This window comes from Aquidulcibacter sp. (assembly GCF_020253525.1).
In the GTDB taxonomy this organism is placed as follows: domain Bacteria; phylum Pseudomonadota; class Alphaproteobacteria; order Caulobacterales; family Aquidulcibacteraceae; genus Aquidulcibacter.
This window is the reverse complement of the sequence record NZ_JADCBK010000166.1, coordinates 1-13999: the sequence shown is the minus strand read 5'-3', so window position 1 is coordinate 13999 and position 13999 is coordinate 1. Positions and strand designations below refer to the sequence as shown.

The 13999-nt window shown below is 57.2% G+C and carries 12 protein-coding genes and 1 pseudogene; 4 read left to right on the top strand and 9 right to left on the bottom strand.

Going from position 1 to position 13999, the window contains the following annotated elements:
• Positions 1–85 precede the first annotated feature (85 nt).
• The 8 genes from IOB61_RS16600 to gltX all read right to left on the bottom strand — a co-directional run bounded on the left by IOB61_RS16600 (position 86) and on the right by gltX (position 9012).
• Positions 86–619, bottom strand: a complete 534-nt coding sequence (locus IOB61_RS16600; RefSeq protein ID WP_290819081.1) for a copper chaperone PCu(A)C — start codon at positions 617–619, stop codon at positions 86–88.
• 9 nt (positions 620–628) lie between these two features.
• On the bottom strand, positions 629–1996 hold the full coding sequence (locus IOB61_RS16595; protein ID WP_290819079.1) for a PepSY domain-containing protein: 1368 nt from the start codon (positions 1994–1996) through the stop codon (positions 629–631).
• 9 nt (positions 1997–2005) lie between these two features.
• Positions 2006–4312, bottom strand: coding sequence for a TonB-dependent receptor (locus IOB61_RS16590; protein ID WP_290819077.1), 2307 nt, complete (start codon positions 4310–4312; stop codon positions 2006–2008).
• A gap of 64 nt (positions 4313–4376) precedes the next feature.
• Positions 4377–4814: a DUF2946 family protein gene (locus IOB61_RS16585; protein WP_290819075.1), complete on the bottom strand. Its 438-nt coding sequence runs from the start codon at positions 4812–4814 to the stop codon at positions 4377–4379.
• A 76-nt stretch (positions 4815–4890) separates the two neighbouring features.
• Positions 4891–5643 (bottom strand): M23 family metallopeptidase, encoded by a 753-nt coding sequence (locus tag IOB61_RS16580; RefSeq protein ID WP_290819073.1) that lies wholly within the window; start codon positions 5641–5643, stop codon positions 4891–4893.
• Between the two features lie 119 nt (positions 5644–5762).
• On the bottom strand, positions 5763–5984 hold the full coding sequence (locus IOB61_RS16575; protein WP_290819071.1) for a DUF2093 domain-containing protein: 222 nt from the start codon (positions 5982–5984) through the stop codon (positions 5763–5765).
• Positions 5985–6216: 232 nt separating this feature from the next.
• A complete protein-coding gene (gene gltA / locus IOB61_RS16570) occupies positions 6217–7521 on the bottom strand; it encodes a citrate synthase (protein WP_290819069.1) in 1305 nt (434 codons plus the stop codon).
• Positions 7522–7572: 51 nt separating this feature from the next.
• Positions 7573–9012 carry a glutamate--tRNA ligase gene (gene gltX, locus IOB61_RS16565; RefSeq protein WP_290819067.1) on the bottom strand — a complete coding sequence of 480 codons (1440 nt, stop codon included), beginning with the start codon at positions 9010–9012 and terminating at the stop codon, positions 7573–7575.
• Between gltX and IOB61_RS16560 the strand changes: the two genes are divergently transcribed.
• Entirely contained in the window at positions 9011–11224 is a 2214-nt protein-coding gene (locus IOB61_RS16560; RefSeq protein WP_290819065.1) for a ComEC/Rec2 family competence protein, read from the top strand. The two genes, gltX and IOB61_RS16560, sit on opposite strands and share 2 nt — an antisense overlap.
• A 50-nt stretch (positions 11225–11274) precedes the next feature.
• Here the strand turns inward: IOB61_RS16560 and IOB61_RS16555 are convergent, their stop codons facing one another.
• Entirely contained in the window at positions 11275–11946 is a 672-nt protein-coding gene (locus tag IOB61_RS16555; protein ID WP_085338624.1) for an alpha/beta hydrolase, read from the bottom strand.
• A gap of 152 nt (positions 11947–12098) precedes the next feature.
• Here IOB61_RS16555 and IOB61_RS16550 point away from each other — a divergent pair, with 152 nt between their 5' ends.
• The 3 genes and pseudogenes from IOB61_RS16550 to IOB61_RS16540 form a co-directional block, all read left to right on the top strand.
• The gene (locus IOB61_RS16550) at positions 12099–12575 is read left to right on the top strand and encodes an Rrf2 family transcriptional regulator (RefSeq protein ID WP_290819062.1); all 477 of its coding nucleotides are present in this window, start codon (positions 12099–12101) and stop codon (positions 12573–12575) included.
• Positions 12575–13726: an aminotransferase class V-fold PLP-dependent enzyme gene (locus IOB61_RS16545; protein WP_290819060.1), complete on the top strand. Its 1152-nt coding sequence runs from the start codon at positions 12575–12577 to the stop codon at positions 13724–13726. Before IOB61_RS16550 ends, IOB61_RS16545 begins: the two co-directional genes overlap by 1 nt.
• 16 nt (positions 13727–13742) lie before the next feature.
• Positions 13743–13999: pseudogene (locus tag IOB61_RS16540) on the top strand (Fe-S cluster assembly protein SufB); the annotation flags it as partial.

Here is a 13999-nt window from a genome sequence, read left to right as displayed (position 1 = left end):
TGCTAACGGCCTGCGCGAAGGCCGCCAACAACGCCGCTTGGCAGCAGCAGGGCTGTAAGTCTGGGCCCTGCTGCTCCAGCCGACTTTAGTGCTGATGGCCGCCTTGGCCATGATGGTCTTTATCGCCTTCGGTCTTTTGGGTCGGGTTTTCCACCACCGGCAGCGCAAAGCTGACTTTGCGATTGCCTTCAAAGGTCAATTCGACCGGGAAGCTATCGCCCGGTTTTAGCGGGGTCTTGATCCCAAACACCATCAAATGCAGGCCGCCGGGCGCTAAGACGGCTGTGCCCTTGGCAGGGATTTCGACCTGTTCCACTTGGCGCATTTGCGCCATGCCATCGGCCCCTTTCAGATGGGCATGCAGCTCAATACGCTCTGCCTTCGGGCTGGTGGCTGCCACCAGCTTTTGGACCTGATCACTGCCATTGGTGAGTGTGAGATAACCGGCCGTAACATCGCGGCCATTGGGCGGCAGACGCAGACGCGGCTCACTAATCTCCACCCCGTCAATCTTGGCAACTGCCTGCATCGGGGCAGGGGGCGTCTTGGCGGGCTCGCACGCCGCCAAGCCCGCAAGGGCGATCCAGATCAGGGGTAAAGCTCGAACAGATAAATTCATCAGATCCTCCTAAAGGGGGGCAGGCTGGGCAAGGCCCAGAAAGCGGCGGGTAAAGGGCAGACGGCTCAAAATGAGCCGCTCGAGCAGGGCAACCAAAATGAGGCAGGCCCCAAGCACAGGTAGGAAAAGTGCAAAGGCAAAGATCAAGAGACCAATACCCACACCAATCTTCTGGTCTGGAATCGGGGGCGGTGCACCCAATACGCCAGACGGTGCGCGCTTGCGCCACATCACAAAGGCCGACACCGACAAAACGACTAAGCCCAAAGCTGTGAGCACGCCCAAGGCTTGGTTCAACGGGCCAAATAACTGGCCTTCATGGGCGGCAATCCCAATGCCGACAGCTTGATCAATCACATGCTTGTCGCCAAAGGCCTCGCGGCGGACTTCGCTGCCATCTTGGGCGCTATAGGCGATTTCAACGCGGCTGATGCGGTCGCCGGCCATAGAGCGCGCCATCCAATGGGGATTTTTGGCGTTGGGGGGCGTAATGCTAACCGGGGGGGCAAGCCGTGCTGCCCGCGCACTGGCGGCAATATCATCGACATTGGCGACATAATAAGGGGCATCATGGCCGTGATGGGCAAAGGCCTCGGCAGTGGCGGCCCGTTCGGCTGCCCGGCTCTGGGTCCAGTCCTTGGAGACGGCAGCTGTTCCCGTAAAATCGCGCACCATGTCAAAGCCCTTGCCCCACACATTGGTCCACGGCAGGCCGGTGATGAGAAGGAAAATGGCAAAGAAGGAGACCCACATCCCGGTAACGGCATGCAGGTCGCGCCAAAAGATTTTTGGTCCTGCCTGAAGGCGTGGGATCAAAACCCCCTGCACACCTTGGGCGGTTCGGGGCCACCACAGATAAAGCCCCGTCACCACCATCACAATCGCCCATGAGGCTGCCAGCTCAACAATCAGTGAGCCATTATCCCCCATCAGCAATTCTCCGTGTATGGTGCGCACGATTGCCATCAAGCGGTCTTCGCGGGGGATGGTTTTGAGGACTCTTAGGCTCGTGGGATGTACATAGACAATCGTATCCACCCCACCCTTGGTCACCACTATTTGGGCGGCGTCTGTAGGCCCGTCGGGCAAGCGATAGGATTTGAGGCTCGACCCTTCAATCTGGGCGGTGGCGACTTTGACCTGTTGGCTTACGGGGGCGGTAGGCCCGGTCAGAACCAAATTATTATAGGGCCTATCAAGGGCTGCCTCGATCTGGGGTTTAAACAGATAGAGGCTGCCGGTGATCGACAAGAGGATGATGAAGGGAATGCAGAAGAGACCCGCATAAAAGTGCCACCGCCACAGCATGCGATAGAGGCGGGCCCGTTTTTCTGGCGCGGATTGCGCTGATTGAAGAGGGGATGCGATGTCTGTCATCTGGGTCTCCTATAGTTTCAGCTTCACGTCGAACACAAAGGTCCGCTGGGGCAGCGGGTGCGAGACATAGGCTTGGTCGTTATTGAGGTTGTCGATCCCGAAATTAAGCTGGACCTTTTCCGTGAGGTCATAGGTCAGGCGGGTATCGACAAAGAAATATTCGGTTTGGAAGCCATAGACACTGCCTTCCCTACCAAACAGATCGGAGGTTGGGGTTGTTGCTTGACGCCAGCCGAGCGATGCGCGCCATTTCGGGCTGATTTTGTAGCGGAAGTTCCCACTCGACCGCCATTCTGGAATGCGCGGGAAGCGTTTGCCGACCGTCTCTGGATTGGCAAGATTACGCACAGTGGTTGCGTCCATCTTGCTGAGGCTGACATTCATGTCGAGGCCATCCACCCACAGGTCCTTGGCCTCGAAAATCAGCTCCACACCCGATTGGGTAACAAGGTCGACGTTCTTAAAGCTCGAGATGACCGTGCCAAATTGATTGAGGCCACTAAAGGAGAAGATTGCGTCCTCAATATCCTGATAGAAGGCACTGGCCGTGATTTGGACCGGGCCCAGCTGGCCCCGACCCATCAGGGTCATGTCCGTAGAGCGCTCGGGCCGCAGATTGGGGTCAAAGCTTTGCGGGTCGATTTCGCGCGTGATGTCATCGATCCGGCCTTGGAACAATTCACCCACGGTGGGGAAGCGGGTTGCGCTGCCCAGCGAGAGTTGCACCACAATGCCCTCAACAATTTCGGCTTGGATCGAAGCCTTTGGGCTAAAGGCGCTATCGGTGCGATTGGGGTAGGTGTCTGCCAGCCGCGTCGCACCCGATTGGCGGGCGATTGAGCCGTCAAAGGCCCGCCAGTGGTCATACCGGCCCCCCAGGGTCAGGGTAATTGTGTCGGTCAGGTCGATGGCGTCCTCCACCCAAAGCCCGAAGGACTCGGTCTTACCCGCCGTGGCGGAGGCAAAGGTTTGGCCGCTGGCCGCACGCCAATTGGTGGTATTGAAGGTGTTTTGGGCGGTCTCATACCGATTGGCATTCAGGCCAAAACCAAGGTTATGCCGACCAAAGCTTTGGTCAAAGGTGATATCGGCGGCATACCAGCCTGGATTGTCTTGAACCTGATAAGTGCCCGCCCCATTGGACTGGCCCGTCAGATAATCGCGTGAGGTTTTGGTGTTCCAAATCGGCATCCAATAGCGGGATAGATTGGTGCGCATATCCCACCCCGCCAAATTACCCGTAAGCTTGAGGCCCGCCAGATATTCTGTGCGTTCAAATAGAGACGAGGTCAGACCTGTGGCATTCCAGATTTGGTTGTTAAATCGTACTCGGCCTTGGCCGATCAGGGCCCCATTGGCATCTTTCAAGAAGGTACGTGTGTCGGCCAAGGTTTGGTCTGTCGTCCACCCAAATAGCATGGCATCGGCCGTCCAACCTGGAGCAAAGTCATAAGCTACCCGCACGCGTACTTGGTTTTGCACAACATCCACGGGCGAAGCCGCACCAAAAACTGGGGTTGCCAACTCAGGATCGACAAAGGCACCGGTTACGCTCGTCGCAGCAGCGGTTCCTGTTGCCGGCGTCAAAAGATTATAGGTCATGGACTGGCCGACATTGTCGAACCGGCGAAAGCCCGCGCGCACGCGCAGCTTGCCATCGCGTGCCACATAGGTGCCGCCACCTTCAAGGCTATAGCCCGTGAAGGTTTCATCAAAGCCATATTCTTTGAACGGCATCACCATGGTTTGAGCGTTCAGATAGGCCCCAGTCACTTTGGGTTCTTCGGTGGTGACAGAGACAACCCCACCCATGGAATTGCCGCCATAGCGGGCAGAGTAGGGGCCATAGACAATGTCGAACTGGCGCACATCGGCCGGGCCAACCACGTTCCATTTGGGAGAGAAAGAGAAAGAGTTACCGAGGAAGTTGGAGACCAAAAAGCCATCCACCATCACGATGGTTCGCGCACTTTGAACCGTATTGGCCCCGCGCAAGGCCACCACCGCATTATCATCGCCGGCAAAACGTTTGCGGACAAAGAAGTTTGGCGCGTATTTCATCAAGTCTTCGACATTGATGGCGTTGATGGCTTCAAAATCAGCCTTGCCGAGCGAGACGGACAAGCCTCTCGGCACCACCGTAATCGGGGTATCGCGCTGACCCACCACAATGATGGTTTCGGTCGGCTTTTCGGCTTCTGTGGTCGCTGTGTCCTGCGCCCAGAGAGCACTGGGGGTCGATAGGCAGGTTGCGGCCAAGAGGGCCTGACTCATAAACAGATTGCGCCCACGTGGCGCTTTAAACAGGGAGGTCATGAACTCGTTCCAAGATGAGAATCACAGGCATGCCGATGGCAAGCCATCGGCGCGGAGAGAAATCTCAGGCTTGGAGGGGTGGGCCGGTCTTGGGTGGTGGCGGGGCAGCAAGCCCGAGGCCCGGGGCGACGATGAGGTCTAGATCGGAAGCGACTTTCTTCGTTGCCACAAACGTGACAGCAACACTGGCTGCCGAGGGGGCGGTCAGCGCTGTGCCTTGGCCGGCAAAGGTACAGGGATGGCCGTCATGGCCGCCTGGAAGATCTTGACCGTCACCTGCGTGACCTTGTTCCCCATGGGCCACGATTTGCCCATCGCCATTCATAAAGGCGGTGACATTGCCTTGCGCGGTACAGAGCACAATGGGGGTTAGGCCCGCCGCCAAAGCTTGGGGGGCGACCATAAAGCCAGCCGGTATGGCCACCTTGATCGCAATCGCCAGCATCCCCACCAGAAGATGGAGCTTTTTCAGCCAAGACATTGTGGCAGAGGTGCGGCGCATGGGGCCTCGCTAGGCAGGCTGAGCGTAAATGTCCAGCCCAATTGGCACTCACGCTTGCGTCAGCACGCCGTGTGGATCAGGCCGATTGGACCCGCAAGCTGGGGTCCAAATTGCGGCCACGCCACCGCATTCTCCAGCATAAATGCGGCCCGGTCGCGCGACCCTTCGAGCCGACATAGCCGATCAAAGTGCCCGGTGTGACACGTTGTCCCACCTCAACCGCCAAAGCGCTTTGGTGCAGATAGGTGGTGATCAGGCCTTGGCCATGATCAATCGCCACCATGCCGCCCTCAAAATGCATGTCGGGCTCGGCTAGGACGACAAAGCCACTGGCAGGGGCATAGATGGGCGTGCCACGGGGGGCACCCAGATCAATACCGAAATGGGGGCGTTGGCTTCGACCATTCAGCATTCGGGTTGCGCCCCATGGGCTTGTGATGCGCACCTCATCCAAGGGCCAGCGGAAGGGCTCTTCAAAGCCCCGCGCGATGGGATTGTTGCTGTCAAAGGCCTGACGCTTCAGGGCTGCATCGGCCTCAATGCGGGCTAAAGCCTCAGCCGGCGGATCGATCGTGGCAGAGGGCAGGCCGCTGACACTGGTGACGGGATAGGCGCGCGGGGCAACTTCAAGGCCAAAGCGGGCGACCGTGTCGCCCAGCGAAATCGCAATCAAGGCTTGTGAGGGGGCGTCGCGGTCAAAGCCCATAACAAACCGGCCATCGCTATCGGCTTGCGTAGCAATGCCGCTGGCGTCGATCTGAGCCCCCGGTACGGTTTTGCCAATCACAACACCCGATTGTTGCGGGGTGCCGGAAAAGCTGAACGGCAAGGGGGAATGAAAGGACTCAGGAGATTGGGCTAAAGCCCGGTCACACCCGCTCGACAGGCCCGTCAGCCCAAAGAGCCCACCAAAGACAAGGGTTCGTCTGGCAAGATTGGTGTTGAGATTTAGGCGCGCGCGTTCACTTGTTTCCAGCGCGCTGTCGCCGCTGCTGCATCCACATAGGCTTCCTGCAGTTCGACCGACCAATAGCGTAAATCCTCAAGCGGGATGGGCTTGCCCGTCACCGCACAGCGCACAAACTTCCCCGGCCGCACAATGCTAATTTCGGGCGTCCCATAATGGACTTGGGCGGCACCATCGCCAAAAGATTTCAGATGATCAAGCATGTGTGTCACTTTAGGCGAACTTTGCCTCTGGTGCTAGTGTTTGAAGCAAGTTTGGCGCGGATTTAAATCGGTGTGCCGGAAACTGAGAGATTCTGGCGGCGCGTGTTTCTGACTTGAAAAATCTATCCACCCTCTGACGGGCAGCGTTTAGTCTCTGTCAATCAGAAGCTGATCGCACAAACAAAAACGCGCGAGCTTTTGGCCCGCGCGTTTCAAACTTAAGGAGCAAATTTTAGCGATTAATGATGGGCACGTAATCGCGTTGGGTCGCACCGGTATAAAGCTGACGGGGGCGACCAATCTTTTGAGCGGGGTCGCTGTTCATCTCGTCCCACTGGGCGATCCAGCCCGTGGTACGGGCCAGAGCAAACAGCACGGTGAACATTTCCACGGGGAAGCCCATCGCCTTCAAGGTGATGCCCGAATAGAAGTCGATGTTGGGATAGAGCTTGCGGCTGACGAAATACTCATCATTCAGCGCAATCTTCTCAAGCTCCATGGCGACTTTCAAAAGTGGATCGTCCTTCACGCCAACTTCGGCCAGCACTTCGTGGCAGGCTTGCTGCATCACTTTCGCGCGTGGGTCATAGTTTTTGTAGACGCGGTGGCCAAAGCCCATCAGACGCACGCCTGAATTCTTGTCTTTCACTTGCGCGACAAAGTCAGGGATATTGTCGACATGGCCGATCTCTTTCAGCATGTTCAAGGCGGCTTCATTCGCCCCGCCATGAGCAGGGCCCCACAAGCAGGCGATACCGGCAGCGATACAGGCAAAGGGGTTGGCGCCCGAAGAACCCGCTAAGCGGACGGTCGAGGTCGAGGCATTTTGTTCGTGGTCGGCATGCAGGATGAAGATTTTTTCCATCGCTTTGGCCAGAACTGGGTTCACGACATAGTCTTCGGCAGGAACTGCAAAGCACATGCGCAGGAAGTTGGCCGCATAGCTCAATTCATTGCGCGGGGTCACAAAGGGTTGGCCCAACCAGTATTTATAGGCGCGTGCTGCAATGGTCGGGATTTTGGCGATCAAGCGGTGCTGGGTGATTTTGCGCTGGACGGGGTCATCAATGTTCAAGCTGTCGTGGTAGAACGCCGACAAGGCCCCCACGGTGCCAACCATGACCGCCATGGGGTGCGCGTCGCGACGGAAGCCTTCAAAGAAGCGGTCGAACTGGGCATGCAACATCGTGTGATAGGTGATGTCATGCTTGAACTTATCAAACTCGCTTTGGTTTGGCAGATGGCCTTCCAACAAAAGATAGGCCACTTCCAGGAAGTTCGACCGCTCGGCCAATTGGTCGATCGGATAGCCGCGATGCAGCAAAATACCTTCATCGCCATCGATAAAGGTGATCTGGCTTTCGCACGAAGCCGTGGAAGTAAAACCTGGGTCGTAAGTAAAGGCACTGGTCTCTGCATAGAGTTTGCGGATATCGATCACATCAGGGCCGGTGGCACCGCCATAAATTGGCAAGTCAATCACTTTGCCTTCGAAATCAAGTTTAGCGGTACCCTTTGGTTCTGCTTTGCTTTCCATATTTAAGCCCTCTTGTGTTTTGCTCGTAACCACAGTTTCCACGACAGAAGTTTACATCACGTCTCCAAGACGCGCTAAGCTTTCATCTCTGCCTAATAGCTCTAAGGCGATTGCCAAATCTGGTGCCGGAAGGCCACCCGTCAGTGCAGCGCGCAGGGGTGGACCAATTTTGCCAAAGCCAATGCCTTCTGCTTCGGCAAATCTATCCAACGTCGCTTTGATCTCGGTATGATGCCAGTTCGCAAGTGCAGCCAAGATCGGATGCAGGCGCGCAATCCGGGCGAGGGCTTCTTCCGAGAGTGTCTTTTGTGTTTTCTCATCGCGCGGCAAGGGGCGGGCGGCGAAGATGAAGCCAAACTGGTCATAAAGTTCGGGCAGGGTTTTAGCCCGGTCTTTGAGGTGGGCCATCGCGGCAGCAAGATCGTGGTCTGACTGGGTGATGTCAGGCTTGCCTGCGCGGGCGGCATGCTCGCGCAGAAGGGTCACCAAGCGGTGGTCATCAGCTAAGCGCATGAAATGGGCGTTGACGCTGCCCATTTTGGCGAAATCCAGTCGCGAGGGGCTTTTGCCCAGCCCTTCAAGATCAAACAGCTCCAAAGCTTCTTCGGTGCTGACAATATCTAAATCACCCTTGGACCAGCCAAGGCGCAACAAATAGGCCCGCATGGCTTCCGGCAGATAGCCCATGTCGCGATATTCTTCGACGCCCAAGGCACCATGGCGTTTCGACAGCTTCTTGCCGTCATCGCCATGGATCAAGGGGATATGGGCATAGGTTGGGACTTGCCAGCCAAAAGCATGGATCAAGGCCGTTTGGCGGGCGGCATTGGTCAAATGGTCATCACCCCGGATGACATGGGTAACACCCATATCATGGTCATCCACCACGACGGCCAACATATAGGTTGGCGTCTGGTCTGAACGAAGGAGAATGAAATCATCAATCTCGCGACCAGCGGTTGTCACCACGCCCTGAACCTTGTCGTGCACACGAATGAATTCATTCTCGCTGGGCGCCCGCAAGCGGGTCACGAAAGTGGCCCCTGCTGGTGGGGTGCCATGATCGGGGTTGCGCCACGGTGATCGGAAGGCAAGGCCTTGGGCGCGCGCGGCTTCTTTCAGGGCGGTTTCTTCGTCTTGGCTTAAATAGCACCGAAACGCTTTGCCGGCGGCTACCAAGCTTTCGGCGGCTTCTTTGTGGCGCGCCGCGCGGGCAAATTGAAACAGGGGTGGGCCATCGGCTTCAAGACCCAGCCACGCAAGGCCATCGAGAATCGCTTGCACCGCTGCATCGGTCGAACGCTCGCGGTCGGTATCCTCGATCCGCAGCAAATATTTGCCACCTGCTTTTCGTGCATAAAGCCAGTTGAATAATGCCGTTCTTGCCCCTCCAATATGGAGGTAGCCCGTTGGCGATGGCGCAAACCGCGTCACAACATCCGTGCCAGTGGCTTCGTGTGTGTGAACTGTCGTTTCGGTAGGAGCATGCATGATGGCTTGGGCTTCTGAAAAAGAGGCAAATCACAGGACGGAACAGGCCAATCAACTTGGCCTCAGCCGCCTCATAACACGCCACCGTGAAGGTGAAAGTGATCTACGCACCTGGATGCAGGACCGGTTACAGGAAATTGCCGATCAAGACCGCGATCGGCTCGTTTTGTGGCTGCCGGTTGGCTTTGCCTGTGGTGCTGGAGCAACCTGTTCGGTTCGGGCTGATGATCCGGCGCTAACCTGGGTTGCGTTGACGTTTCTCGCTTTGGGTCTGTGGTTCATCTGTGTTGTGATTGCACAAAAGTCTAATCGATTGGCTTTATCTAAGGGCGTCTTCGGTCTTGGCCTTGTGGCACTTTTTGCAGCGGCCTGTTTGGGGGGCGGGGCTGCAGGTCTGTTGCGGGCCGAAGCGGCTAAAGCCCCGCGGGTTTCAGACGTCAAAACCCCCGTGACGGTCACTGGCTTTGTCGAACAGATTGACCGCACCCAAAGAGGGGCTTGGCGTGCCAAGCTATTGGTCGACACGCTGTCTAAAACACGCAAGGAGGCGACCCCGCAATATGTGCGGATCGCCCTTGCCCAAGACGAGCCGCCAAAGCCTGGTCAAAAGGTTAAGTGCCAAGCTATTTTGAGGCCGCCCCCCGGTCCAGTGGTGCCCGGTGCCTATGACCATGCACGGCGGGCTTGGTTTCAAGGGTTGGGCGGTGTTGGCTATGCGCTGGGGCCCTGCGCGGTGATTGCGGCTGATGCCTCGGTCGCCCACTCAATCCAATTCACCCTCGCCTTATGGCGGGCGCAGGCGGCCCGATCTATTGTCGAGGCGACACGCAGTGACGGTGGCGGATTTTTGGCTGCCGTAACCACAGGCGATCGGGCGTGGTTGAGTGACGCAGACGTGCAAGCGTTGCAAGCCTCGGGCCTATCCCATGTGATTTCTGTTTCAGGCCTGCATGTTGGCTTACTTGGTGGCCTGATTTTTCTAGTAGTTTGGAAACTGGTTGCTTTCATTCCGGCGCTGGCTCTGCGCCTTGATGCCCGAAAGATTGCAGCCGTTTTTGCCTTGATATTCACCGGGGCCTATTGCGTCTTCACGGGGGCAGAGGCCCCTGCCGTTCGCGCCTTTATCATGTCCGCCATCGCCTTTGGGGCAATCTTGTTGAACCGCAAGGCGATCTCGATGCGCGGTCTTGCTATTGCAGCCATTTGTGTCCTCGTAGCCCTGCCAGAAAGCGCCATCGATCCGGGCTTCCAGATGAGTTTTTTGGCAACCGCCGCCTTGGTTGCCATGTGGGAATTGTGGGAGCGGCGGCGTGAAGGGGCCCCAGAGCTTGGCGTGGTCCAGCGTGTAGCCATTTGGGTTGGTGGGGCTGCAGCGACCAGTGTGGTGGCAGGTCTGGCTACCGCACCCATTTCTGCGGCGACCTTTGGGCGGGTGTCGGTTTGGTCGCTGCCAGCCAATTTGATGGCCGCCCCGATCCTCGATTTTTGGGTGGCCCCCATGTCTGCGCTTGCGGCAAGCCTTGCGCCCTTTGGCCTTGATGATTGGGCATGGCAGGCGGCGGCAGCGGGCTTGAGTATCACCTTGAAGATCGCGCATTGGATCGCCGGATTGCCCGGTGCCAATGCCAATATTGCTTGGACACAGGCAACCACCCCAGTAATTTTGATCTTGGCGATCTTGTGGTTGACGCTTTGGCGATCGTGGTTGCGACTATTGGCGGTTGTTGCCATCTTTGCTGGACTGATGATTTGGGCTTTAGGTCCCAAGCCAGTTGCTTGGATCGGGCCAGAGGGCCGGGCGATTTTAGCGACACCCCAAGATGCACCTCCCAGCCTTTGTCGCACCTCAGGGGGTCGATTTGATGCGACGCGCTTATTGGATAAAGCGGGTATCCGCCCAGAAGAGGCTGCGCGCCTCTTGCCTGAAGGCGAGCATCGGCTGAAGCGGACGTGTTGGCTTGGGCAAGGCGATTGGGAAGCGCGCTATGTCTATGCCGGCCGCGGTCGTGGGGTCCTTGGGATAAGCTTTAACGGCACGTCCCATGCCTTTGGCCGAGGTGATATTCCCGGTGGCGCTCTTTTGATGCGGGATGGCTGGCGGCTCTATTTCTATCCAGCTCCGCCAAGGCGAGGGCCGTGGGCCAAACCTATCGGCGATGCGAAGATGGGGGATCAAGGCGCAGAACCGCTCTTGTTAAACCACGAAGAATAAAGACCTGAGCGCGGGGCACTCAGGTCTTTTGTTGGCGGGTGGCGATGTTTCTAGCGGCGCGGTGGTGGCGCAATCTTGCGTGGCTCTGCCAGACGACGGTCGAGATAGGTAGCTGCCCGTTCCCGCAAGAGGTCCAGCTCATTGCGATAGAAATGGTCAGCGCCCTCGATCATTTCCCATTCCACCAATTCACCTTTTTGCGTGCGGATCTTAGAAGCTGAACGCTCTAGATCGGCCGGGGGCGAGACTTGATCGTTGGAGCCATAAAACATCATGCCCGATGAAGGGCAGGGAGCTAGGAACGACAAATCATAGTGGTTGGCGGGTGTCGCAACGGTGATGAAGCCATCAATCTCAGGCCGCCGCATCAGGAGTTGCAGTGCGATATAAGAGCCGAAGGAATAGCCTGCGACCCACGTCACGGGGGCCACTGGGTTCTGGCCTTGCAGCCAATCGAGCGCACTGGCCGCGTCAGACAATTCGCCTTGGCCATTGTCAAAATTGCCTTGGCTGCGACCCACGCCGCGGAAATTGAAGCGCAACGTAGAAAAACCACGTTCGACAAACAATTTATGCAGCATGACGGTCACGCGGTCCTGCATCGACCCGCCAGCTTTGGGGTGGTTGTGAAGGATCAAAGCGATCGGAGCATTTTCCGACTCTGCTTGATTGTATCGGGCTTCGAGACGCCCAGCGGCGCCAGTAAGGATAAGTTCAGCCATGATGCTCAGTTTAATTCTTGACCTACGGGGTCGGGAATACTAGGTCCATTAGAAGACCGGAACGGGCTCGTATCATAGGCCTATATCAAAAAGCCAAGATTTTCCGCAATTGCGCTGCAAAGTGTGGAAAAAGGGCTGAAAGGACTACCGCAATGGAATTGTCGACCAAGGGACGTTACGCCGTGATGGCGATGGTGGATTTGGCGCTGAATAGCCCTGAAGTAGGCTCTGGCGCGCGTTCGGTCAATTTGGGCGAAATTGCCGAGCGCCAGGAGATTAGTCAGTCTTATCTGGAACAATTATTCGCGCGTCTGCGCCGGCGTGGACTTGTTGAGAGTGCTCGTGGGCCCGGTGGTGGTTATCGCTTGGCCGCTGCACCCGAGCAGATTTCCATTGGTGCCATTATGCAAGCCGTTGAAGAACCCTTGAAGGTAACACGCTGCGATGCCCACACGCGTGCCGGCTGCCTCAGTGGCAACCGCCGTTGCATGACACATGATTTGTGGGACGAGCTGTCGCGTCACATTAGTCAGTTCTTGGGGGCGGTTACTTTGGCCGATGTGTTGGCGCGCCAATTACCCGGCAAAGCAGATCAGCTCGCCCACTTTAACCGCGCCGCAGCCGAATAATGGATCGCCTCTACGCAGATCATAATGCAACCTCGCCGCTTCGACCCGAAGCGCGGGACGCGATGCTGCGTGTTTTGGACCTCGGCGGCAATGCTTCCTCTGTACATAGTGAAGGCCGCGCGGCAAGGCGCGCCTTAGAAGATGCGCGAGAAAGCTTGGCCCGCACCTTGGAATGCGGTGCGGATGCTGTGACCTTTACCAGCGGGGCTACCGAAGCCCTGCATCTTGCGATGGAGAGTGCCAAAGCTATGGTCTTTGGCCCGATCTATGTTTCAGCTGTCGAGCATGATGCTGTCTGGTCCTACACGCAAAGATTATGGCCAGATGCGCAAATCATCCCGGTCAATGAGGGTGCACTCATTGATGTCGACTGGTTGGATCATGCGTTCAGGGTCCATGGGGGCCAACCGTTGGTTATCGCCCAAGGTGCCAATAATGAGACGGGCACCATCCAACGTATTGACGCGATTTCAACACGCGTCCGTGCCGCTGGGGGTGCATTATTGTGTGATGCAGTCCAACTTTTGGGCAAGGTTTCTGTCGGCCAATTTGCGGGGCTTGCGGACTGGCTGGTCGTGTCGTCCCACAAGATTGGTGGACCGATGGGGGCGGGTGCTCTCATCGCGGCCCCAGGGATTGAAGTCGTCAACAGCCGTGCTGGCGGTGGACAAGAGCGGGGTGCTCGTAGTGGAACTGAAAACGTTGCTGCACTTGCAGGCTTTGCCGCTGCTGCTGCGGTTGCATGCCGCGACGAGGCAGTGCTGGCCTTTCAGGATTTAACCTCGCAAGCCCGCCATGGTTTTGAGCTGGCGGTTGCCACGACGTTACGAGATGTCGACTTTGTCAGCCATCGGGTTCGCCGCTTGAGCAACACCTCTTGCTTGGTGGTGGATGGCTGGGAAGGTGCCCGCCAAGTTATGGCCATGGATTTGGCTGGCGCTGCGGTGTCAGCAGGTTCTGCCTGTTCGTCGGGTAAGGTCAAAATGTCCCGCATTCTGAAAGCGTGCGGCTATAGTGACAGTGCCGCAGCTTCTTCTATTCGCGTCAGTTTTGGCTGGTCCAGCCGCATCGAAGATGGTGCGCGGCTCGCCGAACTTTATCTACAAGCCGCAGCCCGCGCGGGCCGCGCGCTTTCCACCCAAGCCGCCTGAAAGGCACCCCAACCCAATGCCCGCAGTAAAAGAAACCATTGAAACCGTTGAAAGCATTGCTGAGTATGAGCATGGCTTTGTCACCGACATCGAAATGGAAATGGCTCCCAAGGGCCTGAATACCGATATTGTGCGCTATATTTCGGCCAAAAAGGGCGAACCAGAGTGGATGTTGGAATGGCGCTTGGCGGCTTATGAGCGCTGGCTGACCATGCAAGAACCAAGTTGGGCCATGGTCAAATATCCCACCATCGACTTTCAGGATTCCTATTA

What these genes read in the sequence shown, in the direction of transcription:
- IOB61_RS16600 (WP_290819081.1), bottom strand. Translation starts at nt 619, where the DNA reads ATGAATTTATCTGTTCGAGCTTTACCCCTGATCTGGATCGCCCTTGCG.
- IOB61_RS16595 (WP_290819079.1), bottom strand. Translation starts at nt 1,996, where the DNA reads ATGACAGACATCGCATCCCCTCTTCAATCAGCGCAATCCGCGCCAGAA.
- IOB61_RS16590 (WP_290819077.1), bottom strand. Translation starts at nt 4,312, where the DNA reads ATGACCTCCCTGTTTAAAGCGCCACGTGGGCGCAATCTGTTTATGAGT.
- IOB61_RS16585 (WP_290819075.1), bottom strand. Translation starts at nt 4,814, where the DNA reads ATGCGCCGCACCTCTGCCACAATGTCTTGGCTGAAAAAGCTCCATCTT.
- IOB61_RS16575 (WP_290819071.1), bottom strand. Translation starts at nt 5,984, where the DNA reads ATGCTTGATCATCTGAAATCTTTTGGCGATGGTGCCGCCCAAGTCCAT.
- gltA (WP_290819069.1), bottom strand. Translation starts at nt 7,521, where the DNA reads ATGGAAAGCAAAGCAGAACCAAAGGGTACCGCTAAACTTGATTTCGAA.
- IOB61_RS16560 (WP_290819065.1), top strand. Translation starts at nt 9,011, where the DNA reads ATGATGGCTTGGGCTTCTGAAAAAGAGGCAAATCACAGGACGGAACAG.
- gltX (WP_290819067.1), bottom strand. Translation starts at nt 9,012, where the DNA reads ATGCATGCTCCTACCGAAACGACAGTTCACACACACGAAGCCACTGGC.
- IOB61_RS16555 (WP_085338624.1), bottom strand. Translation starts at nt 11,946, where the DNA reads ATGGCTGAACTTATCCTTACTGGCGCCGCTGGGCGTCTCGAAGCCCGA.
- IOB61_RS16550 (WP_290819062.1), top strand. Translation starts at nt 12,099, where the DNA reads ATGGAATTGTCGACCAAGGGACGTTACGCCGTGATGGCGATGGTGGAT.
- IOB61_RS16545 (WP_290819060.1), top strand. Translation starts at nt 12,575, where the DNA reads ATGGATCGCCTCTACGCAGATCATAATGCAACCTCGCCGCTTCGACCC.